The organism is Burkholderia plantarii, from assembly GCF_001411805.1.
In the GTDB taxonomy this organism is placed as follows: domain Bacteria; phylum Pseudomonadota; class Gammaproteobacteria; order Burkholderiales; family Burkholderiaceae; genus Burkholderia; species Burkholderia plantarii.
Window position 1 is genome coordinate 1,760,023 of sequence record NZ_CP007212.1, and the last position, 22,156, is coordinate 1,782,178.

Consider the following 22,156-nt stretch of genomic DNA (forward strand, 5'->3'; position numbering starts at 1 on the left):
AGGCCCAGGCGCCACGATCAGCGGCCCGCGCCGTTCCGGCCACCCTTGCGAGGTGGCGCGGCATGATGCGGACCGGCGTTCATCGCCCCGCCCCGGCCCGCTCCCGACGCGCCACGAGCCGGCGGCCGGCCGGCGTCGTCCGCCCGTCAACCGGCCACCGCCACCCGATACCGCGTGTCCTGCCGATACACCTGGCCCGGGCGCAGCACCACCGCCTCGGCCCGCTCCGAATTGATCTGGTTCGGAAACGCGCCCGCTTCCAGGCACAGCGCGCTGCGCGGCGCATGCGCGCCCGCCAGCGCGTTGCCGGTATAAAGCTGCAGGCCCGGCTGGTCGGTCAGCACCGTCAGCTCGCGGCCGCTGCCGGGATCGTAGACGCGCGCCACGGCGCGCACGCCGCCGTCGCCTCCGTCCTCGCGCAGCACGAAACAGTGATCGAAGCCGCCCGCCAGCGCGAGCTGCGCATGCGGCCAGCCGAGCCGCGCGCCGAGCGGCGCGCTCTGGCGGAAATCGAACGCGGTGCCGGCCACGCTCGCGAGCCGCGTCGGGATCATCCGCGCGTCCACTTCCAGATAACGGTCCGCGTCGATCGTCAGGATGTGCCCGTCGATGTCGGCGCGCGGGCGCCCGCTCAGGTTGAAATACGGATGGCTCGTCAGCTGCAGCGGCGTGGGCGCGTCGGCGCGCGCCTCGTAGCCGATCGACAGCGTGCCGTCGTCGTCGAGCGCATAGCGCACCTGCACCTCGACGTTGCCGGGGAAGCCGCCGTCGCCCTCGGGCGAGACGAGCCGCATCACCAGCGCGTCGTCGAGCATGTCGGTGTCCCACAGCGCGCGGTGAAAGCCGCTCAGGCCGCCGTGCAGGCACTGCTCGCCGTCGTTGCGGTCGAGCGGATAGTCGATGCCGTCGAGCGTGAAGCGCGCGCCGGCGATGCGGTTCGAGCAGCGCCCGACCAGCGCGCCCAGATAGGCCTGCGAATCGAGGTAGGCGGCCGGCGCGTCGAAGCCGAGCAGGATCTCGCCGAGCCGGCCGCCGCGATCGGGCGTCTGCCACGACACCAGCGTCGCGCCGAGGTCGCTGATCGCCACGCGCATGCCGTGCGCGTTGCGCAGCGTGAAGAGGCGCACCAGGTCGCCGCCGGGCAGGCGGCCCCACGGCCGCGACGAGACGCTGTGGCCGGCCGGCCCGAAGGCGGGTGTCGATTGGATTGCGCTCAAGCGTGATCTCCGGACAGCGTGCGTTCCTGGTATTCGCGCGGCGTGCAGTCGAGCTCGCGCCGGAACACCGCGTACATGTATTGCGTCGAGGTGAAGCCGCAGCGCACCGCCACCTCGGCGGTGGCCAGCTCGCGCTGCGCGAGCAGCTGCTTGGCCGCGTCGAGCTTGTGGCGCAGGATCTCCTGATGCACGGTGCAGCGCAGCTCGCGGCGGAAATGTTCCTCCAGCGACGAGCGCGACACGCCCACGTAGTCGGCCACCTGCTCGGTGCGGATGCCCTGGCACGCGTACTGGCGTATGAAGTGCCGCGCACGCATCACGTAGGGGCTCGCGAGCGGCTGGTGGCGCGTGGAGGCCAGCACGTTGATGCCCACCGGCGGCACCAGGATCTGGCGTCCCGCGAAGCGCGCGCCGCCGAGCATCTGGTGCAGCAGGTGGGCGGCGGTGCGGCCCATTTCCTCGGTGCCCTGGATCACCGACGAGAGCGGGATGCGTGACAGCGTGCGCGTGAGCGGATCGTTGTCGATGCCGATGATGGCGATCTCCTCGGGCACCGCGAGCCCGGCCGACACGCAGGCCTGCAGCAGGTGCCGCGCGCGCGCGTCGGTCACGGCGATCACGCCGACCGGCTTGGGCAGCGCGCGCAGCCAGTCGATCAGCTGCTGCGTGGACTGGTGCCAGGTGGGTGCGCTGGTGGACAGGCCGCGGTAGATCTCCCGCTCGATCGGCAGCGCCGGCGCATCGTGGCGGCGCAGGCGCGTGTAGACGAGTTCGCGCTGCTGCGCCCAGCGGTTCTCGTCGGCGGGCGGCAGGCTGTAGAACGCGAAGTGCTCGAGCCCGGCCTCGATCAGGTGCGTGTAGGCGAGCGTGATCAGCTTGCCGTTGTCGGTCGCCACGTAGGGCAGGCCGGCCGGATAGTGCGCCGTGTCCTCGTAGGACGAGCCGACCGCCACCACCGGCAGCGGGCAGCCGCGCAGCGCCGCGTCCACGGCCGGATCGTCGAAGTCGGCGATGATGCCGTCGCCGTCGAAGCGCTCGATGCCGGCCAGCCGGCAGCGGAAGTCATCCTCGAGGAACAGGTCCCAGGTCACGCGCGTCGAGCGCATGTAGTCGCCGATGCCGACGATCACCTCGCGGTCGTACACCTTGTTCGCATTGAACAGCAGCGCGATCCGGTGCGCGCGCGCGGGCGGCGGCGGATCGGCGGACGGACGTTGCATGGATCGGTCTCCTCGCGAGGCAACGGCGGCGGCTCGCATATCGAAATCACGGGCGCCAGGGCGGCCCGGGTGTCGCGGTCCGACCATTCTAGTGGCTGGCGGCCGCGCCGGTGCTGCGATCACATCGGGTCGGCAAGAAATGTTAAGGCGGTTGGGCAATTTCGTAATTGCCGCCCGGCGGCCGGCGCATGCACCATGCCGCTTGTCGTCGGGCCGGCCGCGCCCGGCCACCGCCCGGATCGCGTGCCGCCGGCCGGCGCGCCGGGCACCGGACACCGGCGACCCACACACAAGAACCAGTACGAAATGGAGACAGAGACATGCCATCGAATCGCCGTCGTTCCGTCCTGAAATCGTTCGTCGTCACCGCGGCGCTCGCGGGCCTGTCGCTCGCGGCACCGCTCGCCCACGCCAGCAAGGATCATCCCGAGATCGGCTTCTGCATCGACGACCTGCGCGTCGAGCGCTGGTCGCGCGATCGCGACTACTTCGTGGCCGCCGCCGAGAAGCTCGGCGCGAAGGTGTCGGTGCAGTCGGCCGACGCCAGCGAGGAGCGCCAGATCTCGCAGATCGAGAACCTGATCTCGCGCGGCGTGGACGTGATCGTGATCGTGCCGTTCAACTCGAAGGCGCTCACCAACGTGGTGGCCGAGGCCAGGAAGGCCGGCATCAAGGTGGTCTCGTATGACCGCCTGATCCTCGACGCCGACGTGGACGCCTACATCTCGTTCGACAACGAGAAGGTCGGCGAGCTGCAGGCGCAAGGCGTGCTCAACGCGCGTCCGAAGGGCCGCTACTTCCTGCTCGGCGGCGCGCCCACCGACAACAACGCGAAGATCCTGCGCGAAGGCCAGATGAAGGTGCTGCAGCCCGCGATCGATCGCGGCGACATCAAGGTGGTCGGCTCGCAGTGGGTGCCGGAATGGAGCGCGTCCACCGCGCTCGGCATCATGGAGAACGCGCTGACCGCGAACGGCAACCGGATCGACGCGGTGGTGGCCTCGAACGACGGCACCGCGGGTGGCGCGATCCAGGCGCTCGCCGCGCAGCACCTGGCCGGCAAGGTGCCGGTATCGGGGCAGGACGCCGATCTGGCCGCCGTCAAGCGCCTGGTGGCCGGCACCCAGACGATGACCGTCTACAAGCCGCTCAAGCTGATCGCGGGCGAGGCGGCCAAGCTCGCCGTGACGCTCGCCAAGGGCGGCAAGCCGGCCTTCAACGCGCAGTACGACAACGGCAAAAAGAAGGTCGACACGCAACTGCTGCAACCGACGCTGCTGACCAAGGACAACGTCGACGTGGTGGTGAAGGACGGCTTCTACACGCAGGCGCAGATCGGCGCGCACTGAGGCGGCGCCCCGGCCGCGCGCGGCAGCGTGAGGCCGGGCCACCCGAACCCCCGGATACGAACAAGGACGGCGCATGTCGGACACCCGCATGTCGGAACCCCTGCTGGAGATGCGCGGCATCGTGAAGACCTTCGGCGGCGTGAAGGCGCTCGACGGCATCGATCTCGTGGTGCGGCCCGGCGAGTGCGTGGGCCTGTGCGGCGAGAACGGCGCCGGCAAGTCCACGCTGATGAAGGTGCTCTCGGGCGTCTACCCGAGCGGCACCTGGGACGGCGAGATACGCTGGGAAGGCCGCCCGCTGGAGGCCGCCGGGATTCGCGACAGCGAACGCGCCGGCATCGTCATCATCCACCAGGAGCTGATGCTGGTGCCGGAGCTGTCGGTGGCCGAGAACCTGTTTCTCGGCAACGAACTGACGCTGCCGGGCGGGCGCATGCATTACGCGGCGATGGTGCGCCGCGCCGACGAGCTGCTGACCGGGCTCGGCATCACCGGCATCAACGTGGCGCTGCCGGTGATGCACTACGGCGGCGGCCACCAGCAGCTGATCGAGATCGCCAAGGCGCTCAACAAGCAGGCGAAGCTGCTGATCCTCGACGAGCCGTCGTCGTCGCTGACGGCCGCCGAGACGCGCATCCTGCTCGACATCATTCGCGACCTGAAGGCGCGCGGCATCGCCTGCGTCTACATCTCGCACAAGCTCGACGAGGTCGCGGCCGTCTGCGATACGGTCACCGTGATCCGCGACGGCAAGCATGTCTCGACCCAGCCGATGCAGGGCATGTCGACCGAGCGCATCATCGCGCAGATGGTGGGGCGCGAGATCACCAACCTGTTTCCGCGCGAGCCGCACGCGATCGGCGAGATCGTGCTCGAGGCGCGCAACGTGACCTGCCTCGACGTCAACAACCCGCGCCGCAAGCGCGTGGACGACGTCTCGTTCGCGGTGCGGCGCGGCGAGATCCTCGGCGTGGCCGGGCTGGTGGGGGCGGGGCGCACCGAGCTGATGCAGGCGATCTTCGGCTCCTACCCGGGCGCGAGCGAGGCGCAGGTGCTGCTCGACGGCGCGCCGCTCAGGATCCGCGCGCCGCTCGACGCGATCCGCGCCGGCATCGCGATGGTGCCCGAGGACCGCAAGCGCCACGGCATCGTCCCGCAGTTGAGCGTCGGCCACAACATCACGCTCGCCGTGCTGCAGCGCTTCGCGCGCTTCGGCCGGATCGACGCGGCCGCCGAGCACGACACGATCCGCGTCGAGATGCGCCGGCTGTCGGTGCGCGCGGCGCATCCGATGCTGTCGATCGCGAGCCTGTCGGGCGGCAACCAGCAAAAGGCGGTGCTCACGCGCATGCTGCTGACCGAGCCGCGCGTGCTGATCCTCGACGAGCCCACGCGCGGCGTGGACGTGGGCGCGAAGTACGAAATCTACAAGCTGATCGGCGACCTCGCGAAGCGCGGGATGGCGATCGTGATGGTGTCCTCGGAGTTGCCCGAGGTGCTCGGCATCGCCGATCGCGTGATCGTGATCGGCGACGGCGAGTTGCGCGGCGATTTCCCCAACGACGGACTCACCCAGGAACAGGTGCTGAGCGCGGCGATCCGGCCCGCGCGGCGCGACACGACTCAAACCGAGGCAGGCATCGCATGACACCCGAGACGACCACCCAGGCCGCCGACCGCGCGGCCCGCCCGGCGGGCGCCACCGGCACCGCGCAGCAGCTGCGCCGGCTGTTCGCGCGCTACAAGATCCTCGCGCTGCTGATCGCGGTGGCCGCGATCTGGCTGCTGTTTTCGGTGCTGACCGACGGCGCCTTCATCACGCCGCGCAATCTGTCCAACCTGCTGCGGCAGATGTCGATCACCGGCATGCTGGCCTGCGGGATGGTGTTCGTGATCATCGCCGGCGAGATCGACCTGTCGGTGGGCTCGCTGCTCGGCCTGCTCGGCGGCGTGGCGGCGATCCTCGACCAGGTGCTTGGCTGGCCGATCGTGGCCACCGTGCCGGTGGTGATGGTGCTCGGCGTGGCGGTGGGCCTCTTCAACGGCTGGTGGTCCACCTATCGCGGCGTGCCGTCGTTCATCGTCGGCCTGGGCGGGATGCTCGCCTATCGCGGCATCCTGCTCGGCATCACGCACGGCGCGACCGTCGCGCCGGTCTCGGACGGCTTCGTGCTGATCGGCCAGGGCTACGTGCCGCCGCGCATCGGCGACGCCATCGCGCTGCTGATCGTGGTGCTGCTGGTGGCGGTGACGGTGCGCCAGCGGCGCGCGCGGCGCCGCTACGAACTCGAGGTCGTGCCGCCCTGGCAGGACGTCGCCAAGCTGGTCGCGGCCGGGCTGATCGTGGCCGCGTTCGTGGCCACGCTCGACAGCTACGGCGGGATTCCGGTGCCGGTGCTGCTGGTGCTCGCGCTGCTCGGCATCTTCTCGTGGGTGGCCACCCAGACCGTGTTCGGCCGGCGCATCTATTCGGTCGGTTCGAACCTGGAGGCCACGCGCCTGTCGGGCATCAACACCGATCGCGTGAAGCTCGCGATCTTCGGGCTGATGGGCCTGATGTGCGCGTTCGGCGGCATCGTCAACACCGCGCGGCTCGCGGCCGGCTCGCCGTCGGCGGGCAACATGGGCGAGCTCGACGCGATCGCGGCCTGCTTCATCGGCGGCACCTCGATGCGCGGCGGGGCGGGCACCGTCCACGGCGCGCTGATCGGCGCGCTGGTAATGGCCAGCCTCGACAACGGCATGTCGATGCTCGACGTGGACGCCTACTGGCAGATGATCGTCAAGGGCGGGATCCTGGTGCTGGCCGTCTGGATCGACGTGATGTCGCGCGCCGGGCGCCGCTAGGCACCGCCGCGGGCAGTGCCGGCCGCCGCGCCGAGCCGCGCGGCCGGACGAGAATGCTTTCTTAAATGGTCTGCTGACCGGTTTTTCGGGATCTTTCATGACTTATGCCATCTATCCGAGCCTGGCCGGCCGTCACGTCGTGGTAACGGGCGGCGGCACCGGGATCGGCGCGGCGATCGTCGCGGCGTTCGCCGCGCAGGGCGCGCGCGTGAGCTTCATCGACATCGCGCGCGACGAATCGGCGGCGCTGGCCGCCTCGCTCGGCGACGTCCCGCTGCCGCCGGCGTTCCACTACTGCGATCTGCGCGACATCGACGCGCTGAACGCGACGTTCGCCGCGATCACGGCCGCGGCGGGGCCGGTGGAAGTGCTCGTCAACAACGCGGCCAACGACGACCGCCATCAGCCCGGCGAACTGAGCGCGGCCTACTGGGACAGCCGCATCGAGGTGAACCTGCGCCACCAGTTCTTTTGCGCGCAGGCGGTGCTGCCGGGCATGCGCTCGCTCGGGCGCGGCGTGATCCTGAACCTCGGCTCGATCTCGTGGCACATCGCCGAGACCGGGCTGAGCATCTACATGACCGCGAAGGCCGGCATCGAGGGGCTGACGCGCGGGCTCGCGCGCGACCTCGGCGAGTTCGGCATCCGCGTGAACTGCATCGTGCCGGGCGCCGTGCGCACGCCGCGCCAGATGAAGCTGTGGCAGTCGCCCGAGAGCGAGGCGAAGCTGGTGGCCGCGCAGTGCCTGCACGAGCGCGTGGAGCCCGAGCACGTCGCGCGCATGGCGCTGTTCCTCGCCTCCGACGACGCCGCGCGCTGCACCGCGCGCGAGTACTTCGTCGATGCCGGCTGGTTCGGCGGATGACGCCGGCCATCGTGCCCGACTGCGTGTGGCCGGTGGCGGCCACGCTCGGCGAGGGGGCCTGCTGGGACGCCGCCGCGCGCCGCGTGCTGTTCGTCGACATCAAGGGGCGGCGGCTCTATCGCTACGACCCGTCGAGCGGCGGGCGCGAGAGCTGGGAGGCGCCGGGGCAGATCGGCTTCGCGCTGCCGTGCGCCGACGGCACGCTGATCTGCGGCGTGCAGGGCGGGCTGTTCCGCTTCGAGCCGGACAGCGGGCGGTTTGCGTCCGTGCTGCCGCTGGAGACCGACCTGCCCGGCAACCGGCTCAACGACGGTTATGTCGACGCGGGCGGCCACCTCTGGTTCGGCTCGATGGACAACGCCGAGGCCGCGCCGACCGGGCAGCTCTATCGCGTCGGGCAGGACGGCCGCCTGGTCGCGCATGACGCCGGCTACGTGATCACCAATGGCCCCGCCGCGAGCCCGGACGGGCGCACGCTCTATCACACCGACACGCTGCGGCGCGTGGTGTACGCGTTCGATCTCGGCGACGACGGCGTGCCGCGGCAGCGGCGCGTGTTTGTTTCGATCCGCGAGCGTGGTCATCCGGACGGGATGGCCGTCGATGCCGAGGGTGGCGTGTGGATCGCGCTGTTCGGCGGCGCGCGCATCGAGCGTTATGCGCCCGATGGCCGGTTGCTCGGGCAGGTCGCGTTTCCGTGCGCGAACGTCACCAAGCTCGCGTTCGGCGGGGATGATTTGCGTACCGTCTACGCGACTACCGCGACCAAGGGCTTGAGCGAGGCCGAACGGCAGGCGCAGCCGCTGGCGGGTGGGCTGTTTGCGTTTCGCTCGCCGGTGGCGGGGCTGGCGCCGGCGGTATGCACGGTGCGGTTCGGGCAAGCGTGAGCGACGAGGCCGGGAAGCGGCGCGTTCCGGGAGCGGCATGACTGCGATGAACGCGTCGCGGCTCGGCGCGTGTGCCGCCGTGCCTTCGACGTCGCGCGACGACGGCCGATCGACCGGGTTGGCGATCGCGGGCGGCGCGATGGCGCGTCGTGTCGCGTAACGCGCTCGTGGCTGGCCGGGCTGCCTGACGCCGGTTCGCGTTCGCCCGTGTTTTCAGGGCGCCTTGCGAGTCAAGCGATCGAGGCGGTCGAGCAAGCGCCGTTCAGGCGGCCCGAGCGTTGGCTTTCGCCCGCCGCGGCGCGACGGTGCCCGCCGTTTCCTGCATGCGCGCGACGGATTCCTCGCCGCGCGCCACCCCCGGTTCCGTCCCGACGTCCCGCGCCGGCGCGACTTCCGCGCCATGCGCGGCGAGCGCCTCGCGCAGCGCGGCCAGCGCCGCCGAGGCGTGCCCGCGCCGCCAGACCAGCAGCGTATCGACCGGTTGCAGATCGGGCACCGGATGCACCGACAGCGTACCGGCGACGGGCGACATGTCGAGCACGTTGCGCGGCGCCAGCGCGACGCCGGCGCCGGCCGCGACGCAGGCGAGGATCGCGTGGTACGAACCCAGTTCGAGCACGCGCGCGGGCTGGCGCGCATGCGCGGCGTACCAGCGCTCGATATAGCCGCGATAGGCGCAACCGCGCTCGAACGACACCAATGTCGGCACGCGCAGGTCCCGTGCCGTCGTCACGGGCGGATGGTGGCGCGGCGCGATCAGCACCAGCGACTCGCGATAGACGGGCACCGTCTCGAACAGCGCGGCGTCGAGCGTGTCCGGCTGCGGCGGCGTGGCGACCAGCACCGCGTCGAGTTCGAAATCGCGGACCCGCTCGATCAGCCAGTTCGTGACGCCCGTCACGAGTTCGAGCCCGACCTCGGGCCAGCGCTGGTGATAGCGCGCGAGCACGTCGGGCAGCCGGCTCGCGGCCGTGCTCTCCATGGTGCCGAGCCGCAGCCGCCCGTGCGGACGATCCTCGCGCACCGCGTGGCGCGCCTCGTCGGCCAGCGCGAGCAGCCGCTCGGCGTAGGGCAGCAGCGTCTGGCCCGCCGGCGTCAGCACCAGCCGCCGGCCGTCGCGCACGAACAGCGCCGCGCCGAGCTGTTCCTCCAGCTGCCGGATCCGCGTGGTCACGTTCGACTGCACGCGGTTCAGCTTCGCCGCCGCGCGCGTGACGCCGTTTTCACGCACCACCGCGCGGAAGATCGCCAGCGCCGCCAGATCCATGATTCTCTCCAAGAGAACGAAAGGTTCTCGATTATTCATTTTTCGAGATCGAATGGTCAAGCTAGGATGGATGGGTCCGTGCCGCGCCGCCCGCGTGGCCGTCTCATCGCTTCCGACCCGCATGAATCGCTCCGCTGCCTGTTCGTCGTCTTCGACTTCTTCGTCCGCTTCGTCCGTGTCATCCGCTGCGTCCGCTTCGTCCGCTTCGTCGGCATCATCGGCGCCGCGCCCGGCCGCCGCCGCGAGCAGATCGACCGAAACCGGCTGCCATGGCGATCCGCGCCTCGTCGCGTTCGCCTGCGCGGCGGCGCTGGCCGTGGCGCTCGGCGTCGGCCGTTTCGCGTTTACGCCGCTGCTGCCGCTGATGCTGGCCGGCGGCGCGCTCGACATCGGCCATGGCGGCTGGCTCGCCTCGGCCAACTACGCCGGCTATTTCGCCGGCGCCGTGAGCTGCGCCGCGATCCGCCTCGACCCGGCCCGGATGGTGCGCGGCGGCCTCGTTGCGACGATCGTGCTGACGGCCGCGATGGGCGCGATGCACGGCTTCGCGTTCTGGCTCGCGGTGCGCTTCGTGGCGGGCGCGGTCAGCGCGTGGACCTTCGTGTTCGCGTCGCAGTGGGGCATGCGGCGGCTGGCCGAACTCGGTGCGTCGCGATGGAGCGGGGCGATCTTCACCGGGCCGGGCTGGGGCATCGTGGTGACGGGGCTGATCGGCGGCGCGCTGGCGGGGCACCGCGCCGAGGTGGGCTGGCTCGGCTTCGCGCTGCTGTCGGTGCTGCTCGCGGCGCTGGTCTGGCGCGTGATCGCGCCGGCCGCGGACGTGCCGGCTGCGGACGCGCCCGCCGCGCGGCGGGCGCCGGCGCGGGCACTGACCCACCAGCCGGCCGCGCGTGGCGAGCCGGCGGCCGGGCGCCGCGACGCGCGCTGGCTCGTCGTGCTGTACGGCGCGCCGGGCTTCGGCTACATCATCACGGCCACGTTCCTGCCCGTGATCGCACGCGCCGCGCTGACGCCGGGCTCGCCGTGGCCCGACCTGTTCTGGCCGATGTTCGGCGCGGCGCTGATCGTCGGCGCGCTGCTGGGTTCGCGGCTGCCGGCGCACTGGGACAACCGGCTGCTGCTCGGCCTCGCGTGCGCCGTGCAGGCCGGGGCGATCGCGCTCGGCATCGCCTGGCCGAGCGCGGCCGGCTTCGCGCTCGGCAGCCTGCTGCTCGGCCTGCCGTTCACGGCCATCACGTTGTTCGCGATGCGCGAGGCGCGCCGGTTGCGCGGCGAGCAGGCGGCCGGGCTGATGGGTTACGCGACCGCGTCCTACGGGCTCGGGCAGATCGCCGGGCCGCTCGTGGCCGCGCCGGTGGCCGCGCACGCGGGCTCGTTCACGCCGGCGCTGTGGGTCGCGGTCGGCGCGCTGCTGGTGGGGGCGGTGGGGTTCGTGGCGTGCGGGCTGGCCTGGCGCGAGAGGCGGTGAACAGGTGGTGAACAGGTGGTGAACAGGTGGTGCGGGGGCGGCGCACGACGGCGTGACGCGCGTGGCCGCCACCGGGACGGGCACGAGGCAGGGCCGGACGCGGCGCCTCCAGGCCGGCTGCGCGGCAGCATCGCCGCGCCCGATGCCTCGCCCGCAAACTCGCTAGAATGAGCGCTCCGCCGATTCCCGCGAAACGACGGCGCCCTTGGCGCCGCGCGCTCACCCGCCCATGACGATTGCCGAGTACCGTTTCTGTCCACGCTGCGCGACCCCGCTCACCACGCGCGCCGATGCGCTGCACGAGGGCGGGCGCGTGCGCCAGGCCTGCCCCGACGAGGCCTGCGGCTACGTCCACTGGAACAACCCGCTGCCGGTGGTGGCCGCGATCGTCGAATACGAGGGCAAGATCCTGCTCGCGCGCAACGCGGCCTGGCCCGAGGGGATGTTCGCGCTGATCACGGGCTTCCTCGAGAACGGCGAGACGCCCGAGGAAGGCATCGCGCGCGAGGTGCGCGAGGAAACCTCGTTGCAGGCCGAGACGGTCGAGCTGGTCGGCGTCTACGAATTCATCCGCAAGAACGAACTGATCATCGCCTATCACGTGCGGGCCTATGGCGAGATCGCGCTGTCGCCGGAACTGCTCGAATACCGGCTCGTCGATCCGCCGAAGCTGCGGCCGTGGCGCGCCGGCACGGGCCACGCGGTGGCCGACTGGATGCGCGCGCGCGGCCTCGAATTCGAGTACGTGGACCGTCCGGGGCAGTAAGCAGCGGCCCGGCGCGCCAGATCAGCCGGCCGCCGCCGGCACGACGCGCACCGCCGTGCCGTAGCAGAGCACCTCGGTGATGCCCGCGCCGACTTCGGTGGCGTCGTAGCGCATGCCGACGATCGCGTTGGCGCCGAGCCCCGCTGCCTGCGCGAGCATCTTGTCGTAGGCGTCCTGCCGCGCGCGCTCGCAGAGCGACGTGTAGAGCGAGATGTTGCCGCCGAACAGGGTCTGCAGCGCGGCGCCGAACGTGCCGACGATCGAGCGCGAACGCACCACGATGCCGCGCGCGATGCCGAGCGACTGCTCGATGCGGTGGCCGGGCAGCTCGAAGGCGGTGGTGATCAGGTGATGGGCGGGCATGGCGATCCTGTGGGCGAGCGGGGAACGGCGCGGGACGGGAGGCGCGGCGGCGCGGGGCCGGGGCCTCTTGGCATTTCCCGCGTCCTGTGGTCTGCTAGGCGGCGTGCGCGGCGCGGGCCTTGAGCCGCATGGTCGCGCGAAACGCCTCGCGATGCAAAGCGAATCCGTGCCGCCCGCCGCCCGCGCGGCCGTCCACCGTTTTCGACGTTCCTGCGCTCCGACGTCCCCGATTCCATCGCCGCCCATGTCCACCCGACCCGAACCCTCGCCGCGCCGCGCCTACCGCCACTTCCTGCCGATCTCGACGCGCTGGATGGACAACGACGTCTACGGCCACGTCAACAACGTCGTCTACTACAGCTACTTCGACACCGTCGTCAACGAGTACCTGATCCGCGCGGGCGTGCTCGACGTCGAGCATGGCGAGACCATCGGGCTGGTGGTCGAGACGCAGTGCAACTACTTCGCGCCGCTGGTGTTTCCGCAGAAGGTGGAGGCGGGGCTGCGCGTGGCGAAGCTCGGTGCGTCGAGCGTGCGCTACGAGATCGGCCTGTTCGCCGAGGGCGAGGCGGCGCCGGCCGCGCAGGGCCATTTCGTTCACGTCTACGTGGGGCGGGCGAGCCGCCGCCCGGTGCCGCTGCCGGACGCGCTGCGCGCCGCGCTCGCGCCGCTGGTGCCGCCGGTGCCGCCGGTGCCGCCGGTGCCGCCGGTGCCGCCGGTGAACGACGAGTAGGACGAGTAGGACGAGCGAACGGGCGGCTAGCGGCTAGCGGCCGGCGCCGCGTCGAAACCGCCGGCCACCGCCTCGCCGATTACGAACCCTCAGCCTCCCGATTCCCGTCCCGCCTTTTCGGCCTGCGCGGCCTGCGCCTGCGCCGCATCGCGCTTCGCGATCCAGTCGTGCTCCGGATCGTTCCTGAAGTGCCAGACACGCGTCGGCCCGGCCATCACGTTCAGGTAGTACGAGTCATAGCCATACGGCACCACCACCGGGTGATAGCCGCGCGGCACCATCACCACGTCGTGATCGGACACGGCCATCGATTCGTCGAGGTCGCGCGCGTCGGTGTAGACCCGCTGGAACACGAAGCCTTGCGGCGGGTTCACGCGGTGGTAGTAGGTTTCCTCGAGGAAGCTCTCGGCCGGCACGTCGTCGGTGTCGTGCTTGTGCGGCGGGTAGCTCGACGAATGCCCCGACGGCGTGCGCACTTCCACCACCAGCAGCGCCTCGGCCGGCTCGGTTTGCGGGAGGATGTCGCAGACGTAGCGCGTGTTCGCGCCGGTGCCGCGCACCGAGCGCTTCATCTCGCCGGGCTCGATGCGCCGCGGCGGATAGCGGCCGGTGCCGGGCGCGCTGGCCACGCCGAGTTCGGTGGCGCGCCGCGCGGTGACGGTCACGCGCCGGCCCGGCGGCAGGTAGAGCGCGGCGGGCGGCGCGTCGTCGAACACGCTCGCGCGCGAGCCGAGCGCGTCCCAGCGCGTGCCGTCGTCGTCCACCACGTCCACCTGGCCGGCCATCACCACGAGGCAGGTCTCGCGGGCGGGCTCGTGAACCGTCACGCTTTCGCCGGCCGCGAGACGGTACGCGGCGAAGCCCACATGGTGCCAGCGCGCCGATTCGGGCGTGACGCAGGCGATCGACCGGCCGCTGGCGGCGGCCTTGACGAGCAGGCTCGCGGCCGGGTTCGGATTCGAGTTCGGATGGGGATTCATTACGCGGCCTCCTTGCCAACGGATGCGAGCGGCGCGTCGACGAGCGCGCGCAGCGTGCGATAGCCCTGGTCGGCGAACGCGTAGCTCGGCGCGATCACGGGGTCCTGTTCGGCCTCGACCACGAACCAGCCGCGGTAGCCGTGGCGTTTCAGGCGCTCGACGACGGCCGGGAAATCGACGTCGCCGTCGCCGGGCACCGTGAACGCGCCGTTGATCACCGCTTGCAGGAAGCTCCAGTTGCGGTTGCGCGCGAGCCGGATCACCGCGGTGCGCACGTCCTTGCAGTGGACGTGGCAGACGCGGCCGATGTGCCGCTCCAGCACGGCCAGCGGATCGCCGCCGCCGAACCGGACGTGGCCGGTGTCGAACAGCAGCCCGAGCGCGTCGTCGGTCAGTGCCATCAGCCGGTCGATGTCGGCCGGTGATTCGACGTAGGCGCCCATGTGATGGTGGTAGGCGGTGCGCACGCCCTGGCTCAGCGTGAAGCGCGCGAACTCGTCGAGCCGGCGCGCGTATCGCTCCCATTGCGCCTCGCCGACGAAGCGCGGACGCTGGCAGAGCGGCACCTCGGCCGCGCCCTGGATCGAGGCGGCCACCTCGCCGTAGACCATCACCGTCGCGCCGTTCTTCGCGAGCAGTTCGAGGTGCGGGCCGACCGCGTCGATCTCTTCCTGCGCGCCGCGTTCGGCGAGCCGCCCCGAATACCAGCCCGAGACGAGCGCGAGGTCGTATTCGGCCAGCAGCGCCTTCAGCGCCTGCGGCTCGCGCGGGAACTTGTTGCCGAGTTCGAAGCCCGCGTAGCCGATCTGCCTGCCTTCGGTCAGCGCCACCGCGAGCGGGGTTTCGCCGCCCAGCGACGGCAGGTCGTCGTTCATCCACGACAGCGGGTTGATGCCGATTCGGATGTCGTAGCTCATGTCGATGATTCCGGGGAGTGGGGTTCTGCGGGGGAGTCGGCGGCGGGCATGCCGGCCGCGGGCATGCCGGCGCGGGCGGCGAGCCGAGCCTCGTAGTTCGCGCGCGCGTCGCGCACGGCGGCGCGCGGCGAGACTTCGGGCACGGCCACCTCCCACCACCAGCCGCCGTCGTCGGTGGTGCGCGCGGGATCGGTGTCGATGCAGATCACGCTGGTGCGGTCGGCCGCGCGCGCGCGGGCCAGCGCGGCGTCGAGCGCGGCCAGGTCGGCCACGTGCTCGCCGTGCGCGCCGAGCGCGCGCGCATGCGCGGCGAAGTCGATCGCGGGCGCGCCCGCGGGGCCTTGCAGGCAGTCGTCGAGCAGGTTGTTGAACGGCGCGCCGCCGCAGGCCTGCTGGAGCCGGTTGATGCAGCCGTAGCCGCGGTTGTCGAGCACCACCACGATCAGCTTCGCGCCGAGCATCACCGAGGTGGCGATCTCGCTGTTCATCATCAGGTAGCTGCCGTCGCCGACGAACACGATCACCTCGCGCCCGGGCCGCGCGAGCTTCACGCCGAGGCCGCCCGCGATCTCGTAGCCCATGCACGAGTAGCCGTATTCGACGTGATAGCCGCCCGGCACCGCCGCGCGCCACAGCTTGTGCAGCTCGGCGGGCAGCGTGCCGGCCGCGCACACGGCGATGTCGCCGGCCGCCGAGGCGGCGACGGTGCGCTGCACGGCGCCGATCACGTCGGCGTCGTAGGGCAGCGCGCCGGCTTGCGGCGGCGTGTTCGTCAACGTCTGCACGGTGTCGCGCCAGCCGGTCGAGAGCGCTTGCGCGCGCTCGGTCCAGCCCGGCTCGGCGCGCCAGCCGTCGAGCCGCGCGCCGAGCGCGTCGAGCGCGAGTCGCGCGTCGGCCTCGACGATCGTGGCCTGATGCTTGAGCGCGTCGAACGCGTTGGCGTTGATGCCGACCACGCGGGCTTGCGCGAACAGCGTGTTCGAGCCGGTGGTGAAGTCCTGCAGCCGCGTGCCGACCGCGATCACGCAATCGGCCCCGGCGGCCAGCGCGTTGGCGGCGGGCGAGCCGGTCACGCCGAGCGCGCCGGCGTTGAGCGGATGGTCCCAGGCCAGCGTGCTCTTGCCGGCCTGGGTCTCGCCGACGGGGATGCCGTGGCGCTCGGCGAACGCGCGCAGCGCCGCCGCGCCGCCCGCGCTGTAGAGCGCGCCGCCGCCCGCGATCAGCAGCGGCCGGCGCGCGGCGCGCAGCGCGTCGGCCGCGGCCGCGAGTTCGGCCTCGACGGGCGCGGGCCCATGGAAGCCGACCACGCGCGGCGCGAAGAACGCGACCGGATAGTCGTGCGCCATCGCCTGCACGTCCTGCGGCAGCGCGAGCGTGACCGGCCCGCATTGCGCCGCGTCGGTCAGCACGCGCAGCGCGCGCGGCAGCGCGGTGAGCAGCTGCGCCGGGTGGACGATCCGGTCGAAGTAGCGCGACACGGCCTTCAGCGCATCGTTGACGGACACGCCGCCGTCGTGCGCATCCTCCAGCTGCTGCAGCACCGGGTCGGGCGCGCGCGAGACGAACCCGTCGCCGGGCAGCAGCAGCACCGGCAGGCGGTTCACGTGCGCGAGCGCGGCGGCCGTGACGAGGTTGGTCGCGCCGGGGCCGATCGAGGTCGTCACGGCCATCATGCGACGCCGGAAATGCGCCTTCGCGTAGGCGATCGCGCTGTGCGCCATGGCCTGCTCGTTGTGGGCGCGGTAGGTCGGCAGCACGTCGCGCGCGTGGTAGAGCGCCTCGCCGAGCCCGGCCACGTTACCGTGGCCGAAGATCGCGAACACGCCGCCGAACAGCGGCTCGGTGCGGCCGGCGCGGCCGCTGCCTTCCTCGACGGCCGCGCGCTGCGCGGCCAGGTAGCGGACCAGCGCCTGCGCGGCGGTCAGGCGCACGGTGCCGCCGGTCGTGGCGGTGTCGGCCGGCGCGCCGCCGGCATCGATCTGTCGATGGTTCATCGCGGTGCTCCTCATGCGACCCGGCGCGCGGCGACGCGGCCGGCGCGCGCCGTGCGCCACGCGTCGATCAGCGTCTCGAAGGTGGCGCGCACGCGCGCGATCACGCCGGCGTCGTCGATCTCGCCGGCCAGCCAGGCGCGGCTCGGTTCGTGGAAGATGGTGCGGCCCACCGTGAAGCCGCGGCAGCTGCGCGAGGCCGCCGCCGCGGTGAAGCCGTCGATCAGTTGCTCGGCCGGCGCCGACAGGCCCAGCAGCACCACCCCCCGGCAGTACGGGTCGCGTTCGTCGATCAGCTCGTCCACCATGCGCCACTGGCTCGCGTCGAGCGGTTCGAGCTTCCACCATTCCGGCTGGATGCCGAGGTTGTAGAGCCGCTTGAGCGCGCGGTAGACGATGTCGGGGCCGTCCGGCAGGTCCGGGCGATGCGGCGGAATCACTTCGAGCAGCAGCTCGTGACCGCTCGCCTGCACCGCGTCGTAGAGCGTGCGCAGCTGCGTTTCCTGTTCGAGCCGCGTCTCGAAGGCCTCGTCGGGGTGATAGCGCACCAGGCACTTCGCGACGTGCTCGGCGGGCCAGGTCTCGAGCGTGGTGCCGAGCGAGCGGCCGTGGTCGAATTCGAGCGGCAGCGAGCCGGGCAGCTCGACCGGCCGGCCGAGCCACCAGCCGCGGCCGGTCGCGTCGTTGAGCGCGTCCTGGCCGTAGCGGTCGTCGATCAGCACGCCGATCTGGCCTTGCAGCCCGAGTTGGGCCTCGGTTTGCGCGACGGCCTCGACGAACAGGCGCTTGAGGCGGTCGATCCGCTCGACCGGCGCGCCGGTCTGCTGCGCGAGTTCGAAGAACTGGTTGCGGTGATCGAACGCGAAGCCGAGCACCTGCTCCCACGCGCGCCGCGGCGGGCTCACGCGGTGCAGCCGCGCGAGCGCCGCGTCGCGGTCGGGGCGGCGCATGCGCGCCGGATCGCGCGCGGCCTCGCGCAGGAAGTGTTCGAGTTCGGCCGGCGTCGGCATCGCGGGCGAGCAGCCATGACGCGACACCACCAGCGCGCCGCAGGCGTTCGCGACGCGCGCGGCGGCCTCCAGCGGGGCGCCGCGCAGCCACTGCGAGAGCAGGCCCGAGGCGAACGCGTCGCCGGCGCCGAGCACGTTGAGCACCTCCACCTCCACGCCGCCCACCAGCGCGAGCGCGTCGAGCGTCTTCGGCACCGCGCCCTCGACGATCGAGCAGCCGAGCGGGCCGCGCTTGACCACCAGCGTCGCGCCCGTCACGCGGCGCACCATCTCCAGCGCATCGGGCAGCGCGTCCTTGCCGCCGGCGATGCGGAATTCCTCCTCGGTGCCGATCACGAGATCGAACAGCGGCAGGATGCGCTGCAGGTGCGCCGTCACGCCCTCGTCGGCGATGAAGCGGGTCTCGCCGTCGGCCTTGCCGGTCAGCCCCCAGAGCACCGGCCGGTAATCGATGTCGAGCACGGTGCGCACCTGGTGGCGGCGCGCGACGTCGAGCGCGCGGCGGCTCGCGCGGTTGACGCGCTCGGTCGAGAAGTGGGTGCCGGTGATCAGCAGCGCCTTCGCCGAGGCGACGAACGCCTCGTCGATGTCGGTCTCGTCGAGCGCCATGTCGGCGCAGTTCTCGCGGTAGAACACCAGCGGAAACGTGTCGCGATCCTTGAGGCCGAGCAGCACCAGCGCGGTCAGCCGCTCGGGATCGGTGCTCAGGTGGCGCGTGTCGCAGCCTTCGCGCGCGAGCGTCTCGCGCACGAAGCGGCCCATGTGGTCGTTGCCGACGCGCGCGAGCATCGCGGACTTGAGCCCGAGTCGCGCCGCGCCGAACGCGATGTTGCCGGACGAGCCGCCCAGGTATTTCGCGAAGCTGGTCGCGTCTTCCAGGCGCGCGCCGATCTGCTCGGCGTACAGGTCGACCGCCACGCGGCCGATGCAGATCAGGTCGAGCGGGCGGTCCGGCGCGAATGTTGAGGGGGAGTGGGACATGTCGGTTCCTGTCGGGAGTTAGATCACCGCGCCGTCGAGCTCGGCGACCATCTTCTGCATTTCCGCGCCGCCCGCCATCATGTCGAGCACCTCGTCCTTCGAGATCGCGTCCTTCGTGAAGGTGCCGAGCGAGCGGCCGCGATTGAGCAGCGTGAACGAGTCGCCGATCGGATAGGCGTGGTGGACGTTGTGGGTGATGAAGATCACCGAGATGCCCTTGGCGCGCGCGGCATGGATCAGCTTGAGCACGTTGAAGCTCTGCTTGACGCCGAGCGCGGCGGTGGGCTCGTCGAGGATCAGCACGCGCGCACCGAAGTGGATCGCGCGCGCGATCGCGAGGCATTGCCGCTCGCCGCCTGACATGGTGCCGATCGGCTGGTGCGGATCGCGCACGTGGATGCCCATCTCGGCGAGCTTGGCGCGCGCGATCTCGGCGCTGGTGTCGAGATCCATCACGTTGAGCAGGCCGAACAGCTTCTTCTTCGGCTCGCGGCCCATGAAGAAATTGCGCGCCACCGACAGCAGCGGCACCAGCGCGAGATCCTGGTAGACGGTGGCGATGCCGAGGTCGAGCGCGTCCTTCGGCGAGGCGAACGCCACCGGCCGGCCGTCCACCAGGTAGCGGCCCGCGGAGGGCTGATGCACGCCGGCCAGCGTCTTGATCAGGGTGGACTTGCCGGCGCCGTTGTCGCCGAGCAGGCAATGCACCTCGCCGCGGCGCAGCCGCAGGTTGATGCCCGACAGCGCGATGACCTTGCCGAAGAACTTGCCGACGCCGTCGAGCTCGAGGATGGCGTCGGACGGAGCGGCGGAAGCGGAGGGGGAAGCGGAACGGGAAGGCGTGGACATGATTCGGTTCCCTTACGATTGCGCGACGCGGCGGCGCACATAGTGGTTGAACAGCACGGCGAGCAGCAGCATCACGCCCAGGAACACGCGGAACCAGTCCGAGCTGACGTTGGTGTAGGTGATGCCGATCTGCACCACGCCGAAGATCAGCGCGCCGAACGCGGCGCCGATCACCGAGCCGTAGCCGCCCGTGAGCAGCGTGCCGCCGATCACCGCGGCGATGATCGCCTCGAACTCCTTCTGCAGCCCGCGGTCGGCCGCGGCCGAGCCGATGTCGGCCACCTGCAGCACGGCGAACAGGCAGGCGCAGAACGCGGTCAGCACGAACAGCAGGATCTTCACGCGGCGCACCGGCACACCGACGTTCTTGGCGGCGTTGGCGTCGCCGCCCACGGCGAGGATCCAGTTGCCCCAGCGCGTCCTGGCCAGCACGAACGCGCCGATCGCGGTGGCCGCGATCCACCAGAGGATCACCTTCGGCACGCCCGGCACGAGCGGCTCGCCGTTGTCGAGCACGCCGCCGATGCCGACCTGCGCGAGCCAGCGGAACAGGCCGTGGAACGCCACGCCCTGGAACAGCAGGTGCGTGAACGGATCGGCATGCGCGTAGTCGCCCATCCCCGAGATGATGGTGCGATCGGCGAACATGATCGACAGCGCGAGCGTGAGGCCGCGCAGGATGAACAGAAACGCCAGCGTGACGATGAACGAGGGCAGCCGGGTGCGCATCACGAGGTAGCCGTTCAGCGCGCCGAGCGCCATCGAGCCGGCGAACGCGAAGATCACGGCGGCCCAGATCGGCCAGTGGAAATAGGCGGTGGGGATCGCCACCATCATCCCCGAGAAGCCGATCATCGAGCCGATCGACAGGTCGAACTCGCCCGCCACCATCAGCAGGCACGCGCCCACGGCGAGGATGCCGAGATAGGCGGCCACCTGCGACCAGTTCATGATGCCGTCGAGGTTGAACATCCCCGAGCCGCCCGCGCCGATCGCGAACACCGCGAACACCAGCACGGCGCCGGAAATCGCGGCGAATTCGGGGCGGTTGAGGAAGCGCGAGTACCACGCCTCGCCGCGCAGCCGTTCGTCGGCCCGGCCGCCCGCGGGCGGCGTGTCCTGTGTCTGCGCTGTCAGAGGTTTGCCGGCTACACCCATGATGTCTCCTTGATGCCCGGCGCGCGCGGAGCGGGGCCACGCCGCGCCGCGTCGGTACAGAAGCGCGGCGAGGCCGCCGCGCGATGAACGTTGACCCCGGCGCCGGGCCGGCCGGCGTGCTGCCCGGCCGCGCCCGCGCCACGCGCCGCGTCAGCGGTATTGCCCCGCGTATTTCACGACCTTGTCGAGGTTGTCCTTCATGATGAAGCCCGGGCCGGAGCGGATGTTCTTCGGCCCGTAGGACGGCTGCAGCCCGTAGGTGGCGAGGCGCGCCTGGAACTTCGGATTCGCCTCGAGGATCTGGCGGATCTTCACCGGGTCGGTGGTCTTGTCCTGCTTCACGATCGCGAGCACGGCCACCGGGATGTAGCCCTGTAGGTACGGCTGCTGGTCGATCGCGAACTGGATCGCGCCGCTGCGGATCGCGCGGGCGATGTCGTCGGAGAAGTCGAAGGTGGCGAAGTAGAGCTTGCCGGTCAGGCCCATCTGCTGCAGCGCCTTGAGCGTGGCGGCGGCCGGCACCGGGCCGAGCGTCAGCACCGCCTGGGTCTGCGGATGGTTGCGCAGGTAGGCGCTGACCTTCGACTGGATCTCGGTCGGATCGGTGCCGGCGTCGATCGTGGAACGCTTCATGTCGGCGCCGATCGCGTCGGCGAAGCCGCGGCAGCGCTCGAACGACACCGGATTGGTGGCCAGGTGGTTGACGCAGAGGAACGACTTCACGCCCGCGGCCCTGGCCTTCTCGCCGGCCGCGTGGCCCGCCACGTATTCGGGCTGGCCCACGTGCATGATCGCGCCGAGCTGCGCGCTCTGTTCCTCGGTGCCCGAGTTGATCGTGACGAGCGGGATCTTCTTCGCGGTGACCTTGCCGAGCGAGCTCTTCAGCACGTCGTAGTCGGCGATGGTGGTGATCACGCCGTCGTAGTCGCGCGCGGCGGCCTGCTCGATCAGGCGCGACATGTCGGCGATGTCGCCGTTGGGCGGATTGCGATAGTCGGTCGTGACGTTGAAATCCTCGTCGGCCTGCTTGATCGCGTTCTTGATGGTGTTCCACCACGAGTCGGAATCGGGGGCGTGGCTGACCAGCACGAATCGGGCGTCGGCGGCCTGCGCGCCGCCCGCCGTGGCGGCCAGGCCGGCCGCGAAGGCCAGCGCCGCGACGAGCGTTCTCAGACCCGCGTTGATTCCGTTCGCGCGAAAGCCGGCCTTGCCATTGCAAAGTCTCATGTCTCCACCTGTGTCGGTCTGTTATGGGTCGAACGTTGCCGTTCACGAGCAAGGTTAGGTC

At 71.3% G+C, this 22,156-nt stretch carries 19 protein-coding genes; 8 read left to right on the top strand and 11 right to left on the bottom strand.

What is annotated here, in order from left to right; translation table 11 throughout:
• Positions 1–146: 146 nt before the first annotated feature.
• Together bpln_RS07520 and bpln_RS07525 are read right to left on the bottom strand one after the other, a co-directional pair.
• Positions 147–1,217, bottom strand: a complete 1,071-nt coding sequence (locus tag bpln_RS07520; protein WP_042624637.1) for an aldose epimerase family protein — start codon at positions 1,215–1,217, stop codon at positions 147–149.
• On the bottom strand, positions 1,214–2,437 hold the full coding sequence (locus bpln_RS07525; protein ID WP_042624638.1) for a XylR family transcriptional regulator: 1,224 nt from the start codon (positions 2,435–2,437) through the stop codon (positions 1,214–1,216). The genes bpln_RS07520 and bpln_RS07525 overlap by 4 nt, the downstream gene beginning before the upstream one ends.
• A 320-nt stretch (positions 2,438–2,757) precedes the next feature.
• Between bpln_RS07525 and xylF the strand changes: the two genes are divergently transcribed.
• The 5 genes from xylF (at position 2,758) to bpln_RS07550 (ending at position 8,385) form a co-directional block, all read left to right on the top strand.
• Positions 2,758–3,786 (top strand): D-xylose ABC transporter substrate-binding protein, encoded by a 1,029-nt coding sequence (xylF, locus tag bpln_RS07530; protein ID WP_055138492.1) that lies wholly within the window; start codon positions 2,758–2,760, stop codon positions 3,784–3,786.
• An 88-nt stretch (positions 3,787–3,874) separates the two neighbouring features.
• Positions 3,875–5,434 carry a D-xylose ABC transporter ATP-binding protein gene (xylG, locus tag bpln_RS07535; RefSeq protein ID WP_042626524.1) on the top strand — a complete coding sequence of 520 codons (1,560 nt, stop codon included), beginning with the start codon at positions 3,875–3,877 and terminating at the stop codon, positions 5,432–5,434.
• Positions 5,431–6,633 carry a sugar ABC transporter permease gene (locus tag bpln_RS07540; RefSeq protein WP_055138493.1) on the top strand — a complete coding sequence of 401 codons (1,203 nt, stop codon included), beginning with the start codon at positions 5,431–5,433 and terminating at the stop codon, positions 6,631–6,633. The genes xylG and bpln_RS07540 overlap by 4 nt, the downstream gene beginning before the upstream one ends.
• A gap of 97 nt (positions 6,634–6,730) precedes the next feature.
• Positions 6,731–7,498 (top strand): D-xylose 1-dehydrogenase, encoded by a 768-nt coding sequence (gene xylB / locus bpln_RS07545; protein WP_042624641.1) that lies wholly within the window; start codon positions 6,731–6,733, stop codon positions 7,496–7,498.
• A complete protein-coding gene (locus tag bpln_RS07550) occupies positions 7,495–8,385 on the top strand; it encodes an SMP-30/gluconolactonase/LRE family protein (RefSeq protein WP_055138494.1) in 891 nt (296 codons plus the stop codon). The genes xylB and bpln_RS07550 overlap by 4 nt, the downstream gene beginning before the upstream one ends.
• A gap of 262 nt (positions 8,386–8,647) precedes the next feature.
• On the opposite strand, the gene bpln_RS07555 is transcribed toward bpln_RS07550, so the two are convergent.
• Complete coding sequence (locus tag bpln_RS07555; protein WP_082465229.1) at positions 8,648–9,652, bottom strand: LysR substrate-binding domain-containing protein; 1,005 nt, start codon at positions 9,650–9,652, stop codon at positions 8,648–8,650.
• 121 nt (positions 9,653–9,773) lie between these two features.
• Between bpln_RS07555 and bpln_RS07560 the strand changes: the two genes are divergently transcribed.
• Positions 9,774–11,120: a YbfB/YjiJ family MFS transporter gene (locus bpln_RS07560; protein ID WP_055138495.1), complete on the top strand. Its 1,347-nt coding sequence runs from the start codon at positions 9,774–9,776 to the stop codon at positions 11,118–11,120.
• A gap of 229 nt (positions 11,121–11,349) precedes the next feature.
• A complete protein-coding gene (locus bpln_RS07565; protein WP_055138496.1) occupies positions 11,350–11,886 on the top strand; it encodes an NUDIX domain-containing protein in 537 nt (178 codons plus the stop codon).
• A gap of 21 nt (positions 11,887–11,907) precedes the next feature.
• On the opposite strand, the gene bpln_RS07570 is transcribed toward bpln_RS07565, so the two are convergent.
• Positions 11,908–12,249: a YbjQ family protein gene (locus bpln_RS07570; protein WP_055138497.1), complete on the bottom strand. Its 342-nt coding sequence runs from the start codon at positions 12,247–12,249 to the stop codon at positions 11,908–11,910.
• Between the two features lie 244 nt (positions 12,250–12,493).
• Between bpln_RS07570 and bpln_RS07575 the strand changes: the two genes are divergently transcribed.
• The gene (locus bpln_RS07575) at positions 12,494–12,982 is read left to right on the top strand and encodes an acyl-CoA thioesterase (RefSeq protein ID WP_055138498.1); all 489 of its coding nucleotides are present in this window, start codon (positions 12,494–12,496) and stop codon (positions 12,980–12,982) included.
• An 89-nt stretch (positions 12,983–13,071) separates the two neighbouring features.
• Here bpln_RS07575 and iolB read toward each other — a convergent pair whose 3' ends face one another.
• The 7 genes from iolB to bpln_RS07610 all read right to left on the bottom strand — a co-directional run bounded on the left by iolB (position 13,072) and on the right by bpln_RS07610 (position 22,095).
• A complete protein-coding gene (gene iolB / locus bpln_RS07580; RefSeq protein ID WP_055138499.1) occupies positions 13,072–13,962 on the bottom strand; it encodes a 5-deoxy-glucuronate isomerase in 891 nt (296 codons plus the stop codon).
• Positions 13,962–14,879 (bottom strand): myo-inosose-2 dehydratase, encoded by a 918-nt coding sequence (gene iolE / locus bpln_RS07585; RefSeq protein WP_042624648.1) that lies wholly within the window; start codon positions 14,877–14,879, stop codon positions 13,962–13,964. Before iolE ends, iolB begins: the two co-directional genes overlap by 1 nt.
• Positions 14,876–16,873, bottom strand: a complete 1,998-nt coding sequence (gene iolD, locus bpln_RS07590) for a 3D-(3,5/4)-trihydroxycyclohexane-1,2-dione acylhydrolase (decyclizing) (RefSeq protein ID WP_055139476.1) — start codon at positions 16,871–16,873, stop codon at positions 14,876–14,878. Before iolD ends, iolE begins: the two co-directional genes overlap by 4 nt.
• Before the next feature lie 11 nt (positions 16,874–16,884).
• Positions 16,885–18,861, bottom strand: coding sequence for a bifunctional 5-dehydro-2-deoxygluconokinase/5-dehydro-2-deoxyphosphogluconate aldolase (locus tag bpln_RS07595; RefSeq protein ID WP_055138500.1), 1,977 nt, complete (start codon positions 18,859–18,861; stop codon positions 16,885–16,887).
• A gap of 18 nt (positions 18,862–18,879) precedes the next feature.
• The gene (locus bpln_RS07600) at positions 18,880–19,710 is read right to left on the bottom strand and encodes an ATP-binding cassette domain-containing protein (RefSeq protein ID WP_055138501.1); all 831 of its coding nucleotides are present in this window, start codon (positions 19,708–19,710) and stop codon (positions 18,880–18,882) included.
• A gap of 12 nt (positions 19,711–19,722) precedes the next feature.
• Positions 19,723–20,868: an ABC transporter permease gene (locus tag bpln_RS07605; RefSeq protein WP_042624651.1), complete on the bottom strand. Its 1,146-nt coding sequence runs from the start codon at positions 20,866–20,868 to the stop codon at positions 19,723–19,725.
• A gap of 150 nt (positions 20,869–21,018) precedes the next feature.
• Positions 21,019–22,095 (bottom strand): sugar ABC transporter substrate-binding protein, encoded by a 1,077-nt coding sequence (locus tag bpln_RS07610; protein ID WP_055138502.1) that lies wholly within the window; start codon positions 22,093–22,095, stop codon positions 21,019–21,021.
• Between the last annotated feature and the right edge of the window lie 61 nt (positions 22,096–22,156).

What these genes read in the sequence shown, in the direction of transcription:
- bpln_RS07560 (WP_055138495.1), top strand. Translation starts at nt 9,774, where the DNA reads ATGAATCGCTCCGCTGCCTGTTCGTCGTCTTCGACTTCTTCGTCCGCT.
- xylG (WP_042626524.1), top strand. Translation starts at nt 3,875, where the DNA reads ATGTCGGAACCCCTGCTGGAGATGCGCGGCATCGTGAAGACCTTCGGC.
- bpln_RS07570 (WP_055138497.1), bottom strand. Translation starts at nt 12,249, where the DNA reads ATGCCCGCCCATCACCTGATCACCACCGCCTTCGAGCTGCCCGGCCAC.
- bpln_RS07550 (WP_055138494.1), top strand. Translation starts at nt 7,495, where the DNA reads ATGACGCCGGCCATCGTGCCCGACTGCGTGTGGCCGGTGGCGGCCACG.
- bpln_RS07600 (WP_055138501.1), bottom strand. Translation starts at nt 19,710, where the DNA reads ATGTCCACGCCTTCCCGTTCCGCTTCCCCCTCCGCTTCCGCCGCTCCG.
- xylF (WP_055138492.1), top strand. Translation starts at nt 2,758, where the DNA reads ATGCCATCGAATCGCCGTCGTTCCGTCCTGAAATCGTTCGTCGTCACC.
- iolE (WP_042624648.1), bottom strand. Translation starts at nt 14,879, where the DNA reads ATGAGCTACGACATCCGAATCGGCATCAACCCGCTGTCGTGGATGAAC.
- bpln_RS07540 (WP_055138493.1), top strand. Translation starts at nt 5,431, where the DNA reads ATGACACCCGAGACGACCACCCAGGCCGCCGACCGCGCGGCCCGCCCG.
- xylB (WP_042624641.1), top strand. Translation starts at nt 6,731, where the DNA reads ATGACTTATGCCATCTATCCGAGCCTGGCCGGCCGTCACGTCGTGGTA.
- bpln_RS07605 (WP_042624651.1), bottom strand. Translation starts at nt 20,868, where the DNA reads ATGGGTGTAGCCGGCAAACCTCTGACAGCGCAGACACAGGACACGCCG.
- bpln_RS07610 (WP_055138502.1), bottom strand. Translation starts at nt 22,095, where the DNA reads ATGAGACTTTGCAATGGCAAGGCCGGCTTTCGCGCGAACGGAATCAAC.
- bpln_RS07595 (WP_055138500.1), bottom strand. Translation starts at nt 18,861, where the DNA reads ATGTCCCACTCCCCCTCAACATTCGCGCCGGACCGCCCGCTCGACCTG.
- bpln_RS07525 (WP_042624638.1), bottom strand. Translation starts at nt 2,437, where the DNA reads ATGCAACGTCCGTCCGCCGATCCGCCGCCGCCCGCGCGCGCGCACCGG.
- iolB (WP_055138499.1), bottom strand. Translation starts at nt 13,962, where the DNA reads ATGAATCCCCATCCGAACTCGAATCCGAACCCGGCCGCGAGCCTGCTC.
- iolD (WP_055139476.1), bottom strand. Translation starts at nt 16,873, where the DNA reads ATGAACCATCGACAGATCGATGCCGGCGGCGCGCCGGCCGACACCGCC.
- bpln_RS07565 (WP_055138496.1), top strand. Translation starts at nt 11,350, where the DNA reads ATGACGATTGCCGAGTACCGTTTCTGTCCACGCTGCGCGACCCCGCTC.
- bpln_RS07555 (WP_082465229.1), bottom strand. Translation starts at nt 9,652, where the DNA reads ATGGATCTGGCGGCGCTGGCGATCTTCCGCGCGGTGGTGCGTGAAAAC.
- bpln_RS07575 (WP_055138498.1), top strand. Translation starts at nt 12,494, where the DNA reads ATGTCCACCCGACCCGAACCCTCGCCGCGCCGCGCCTACCGCCACTTC.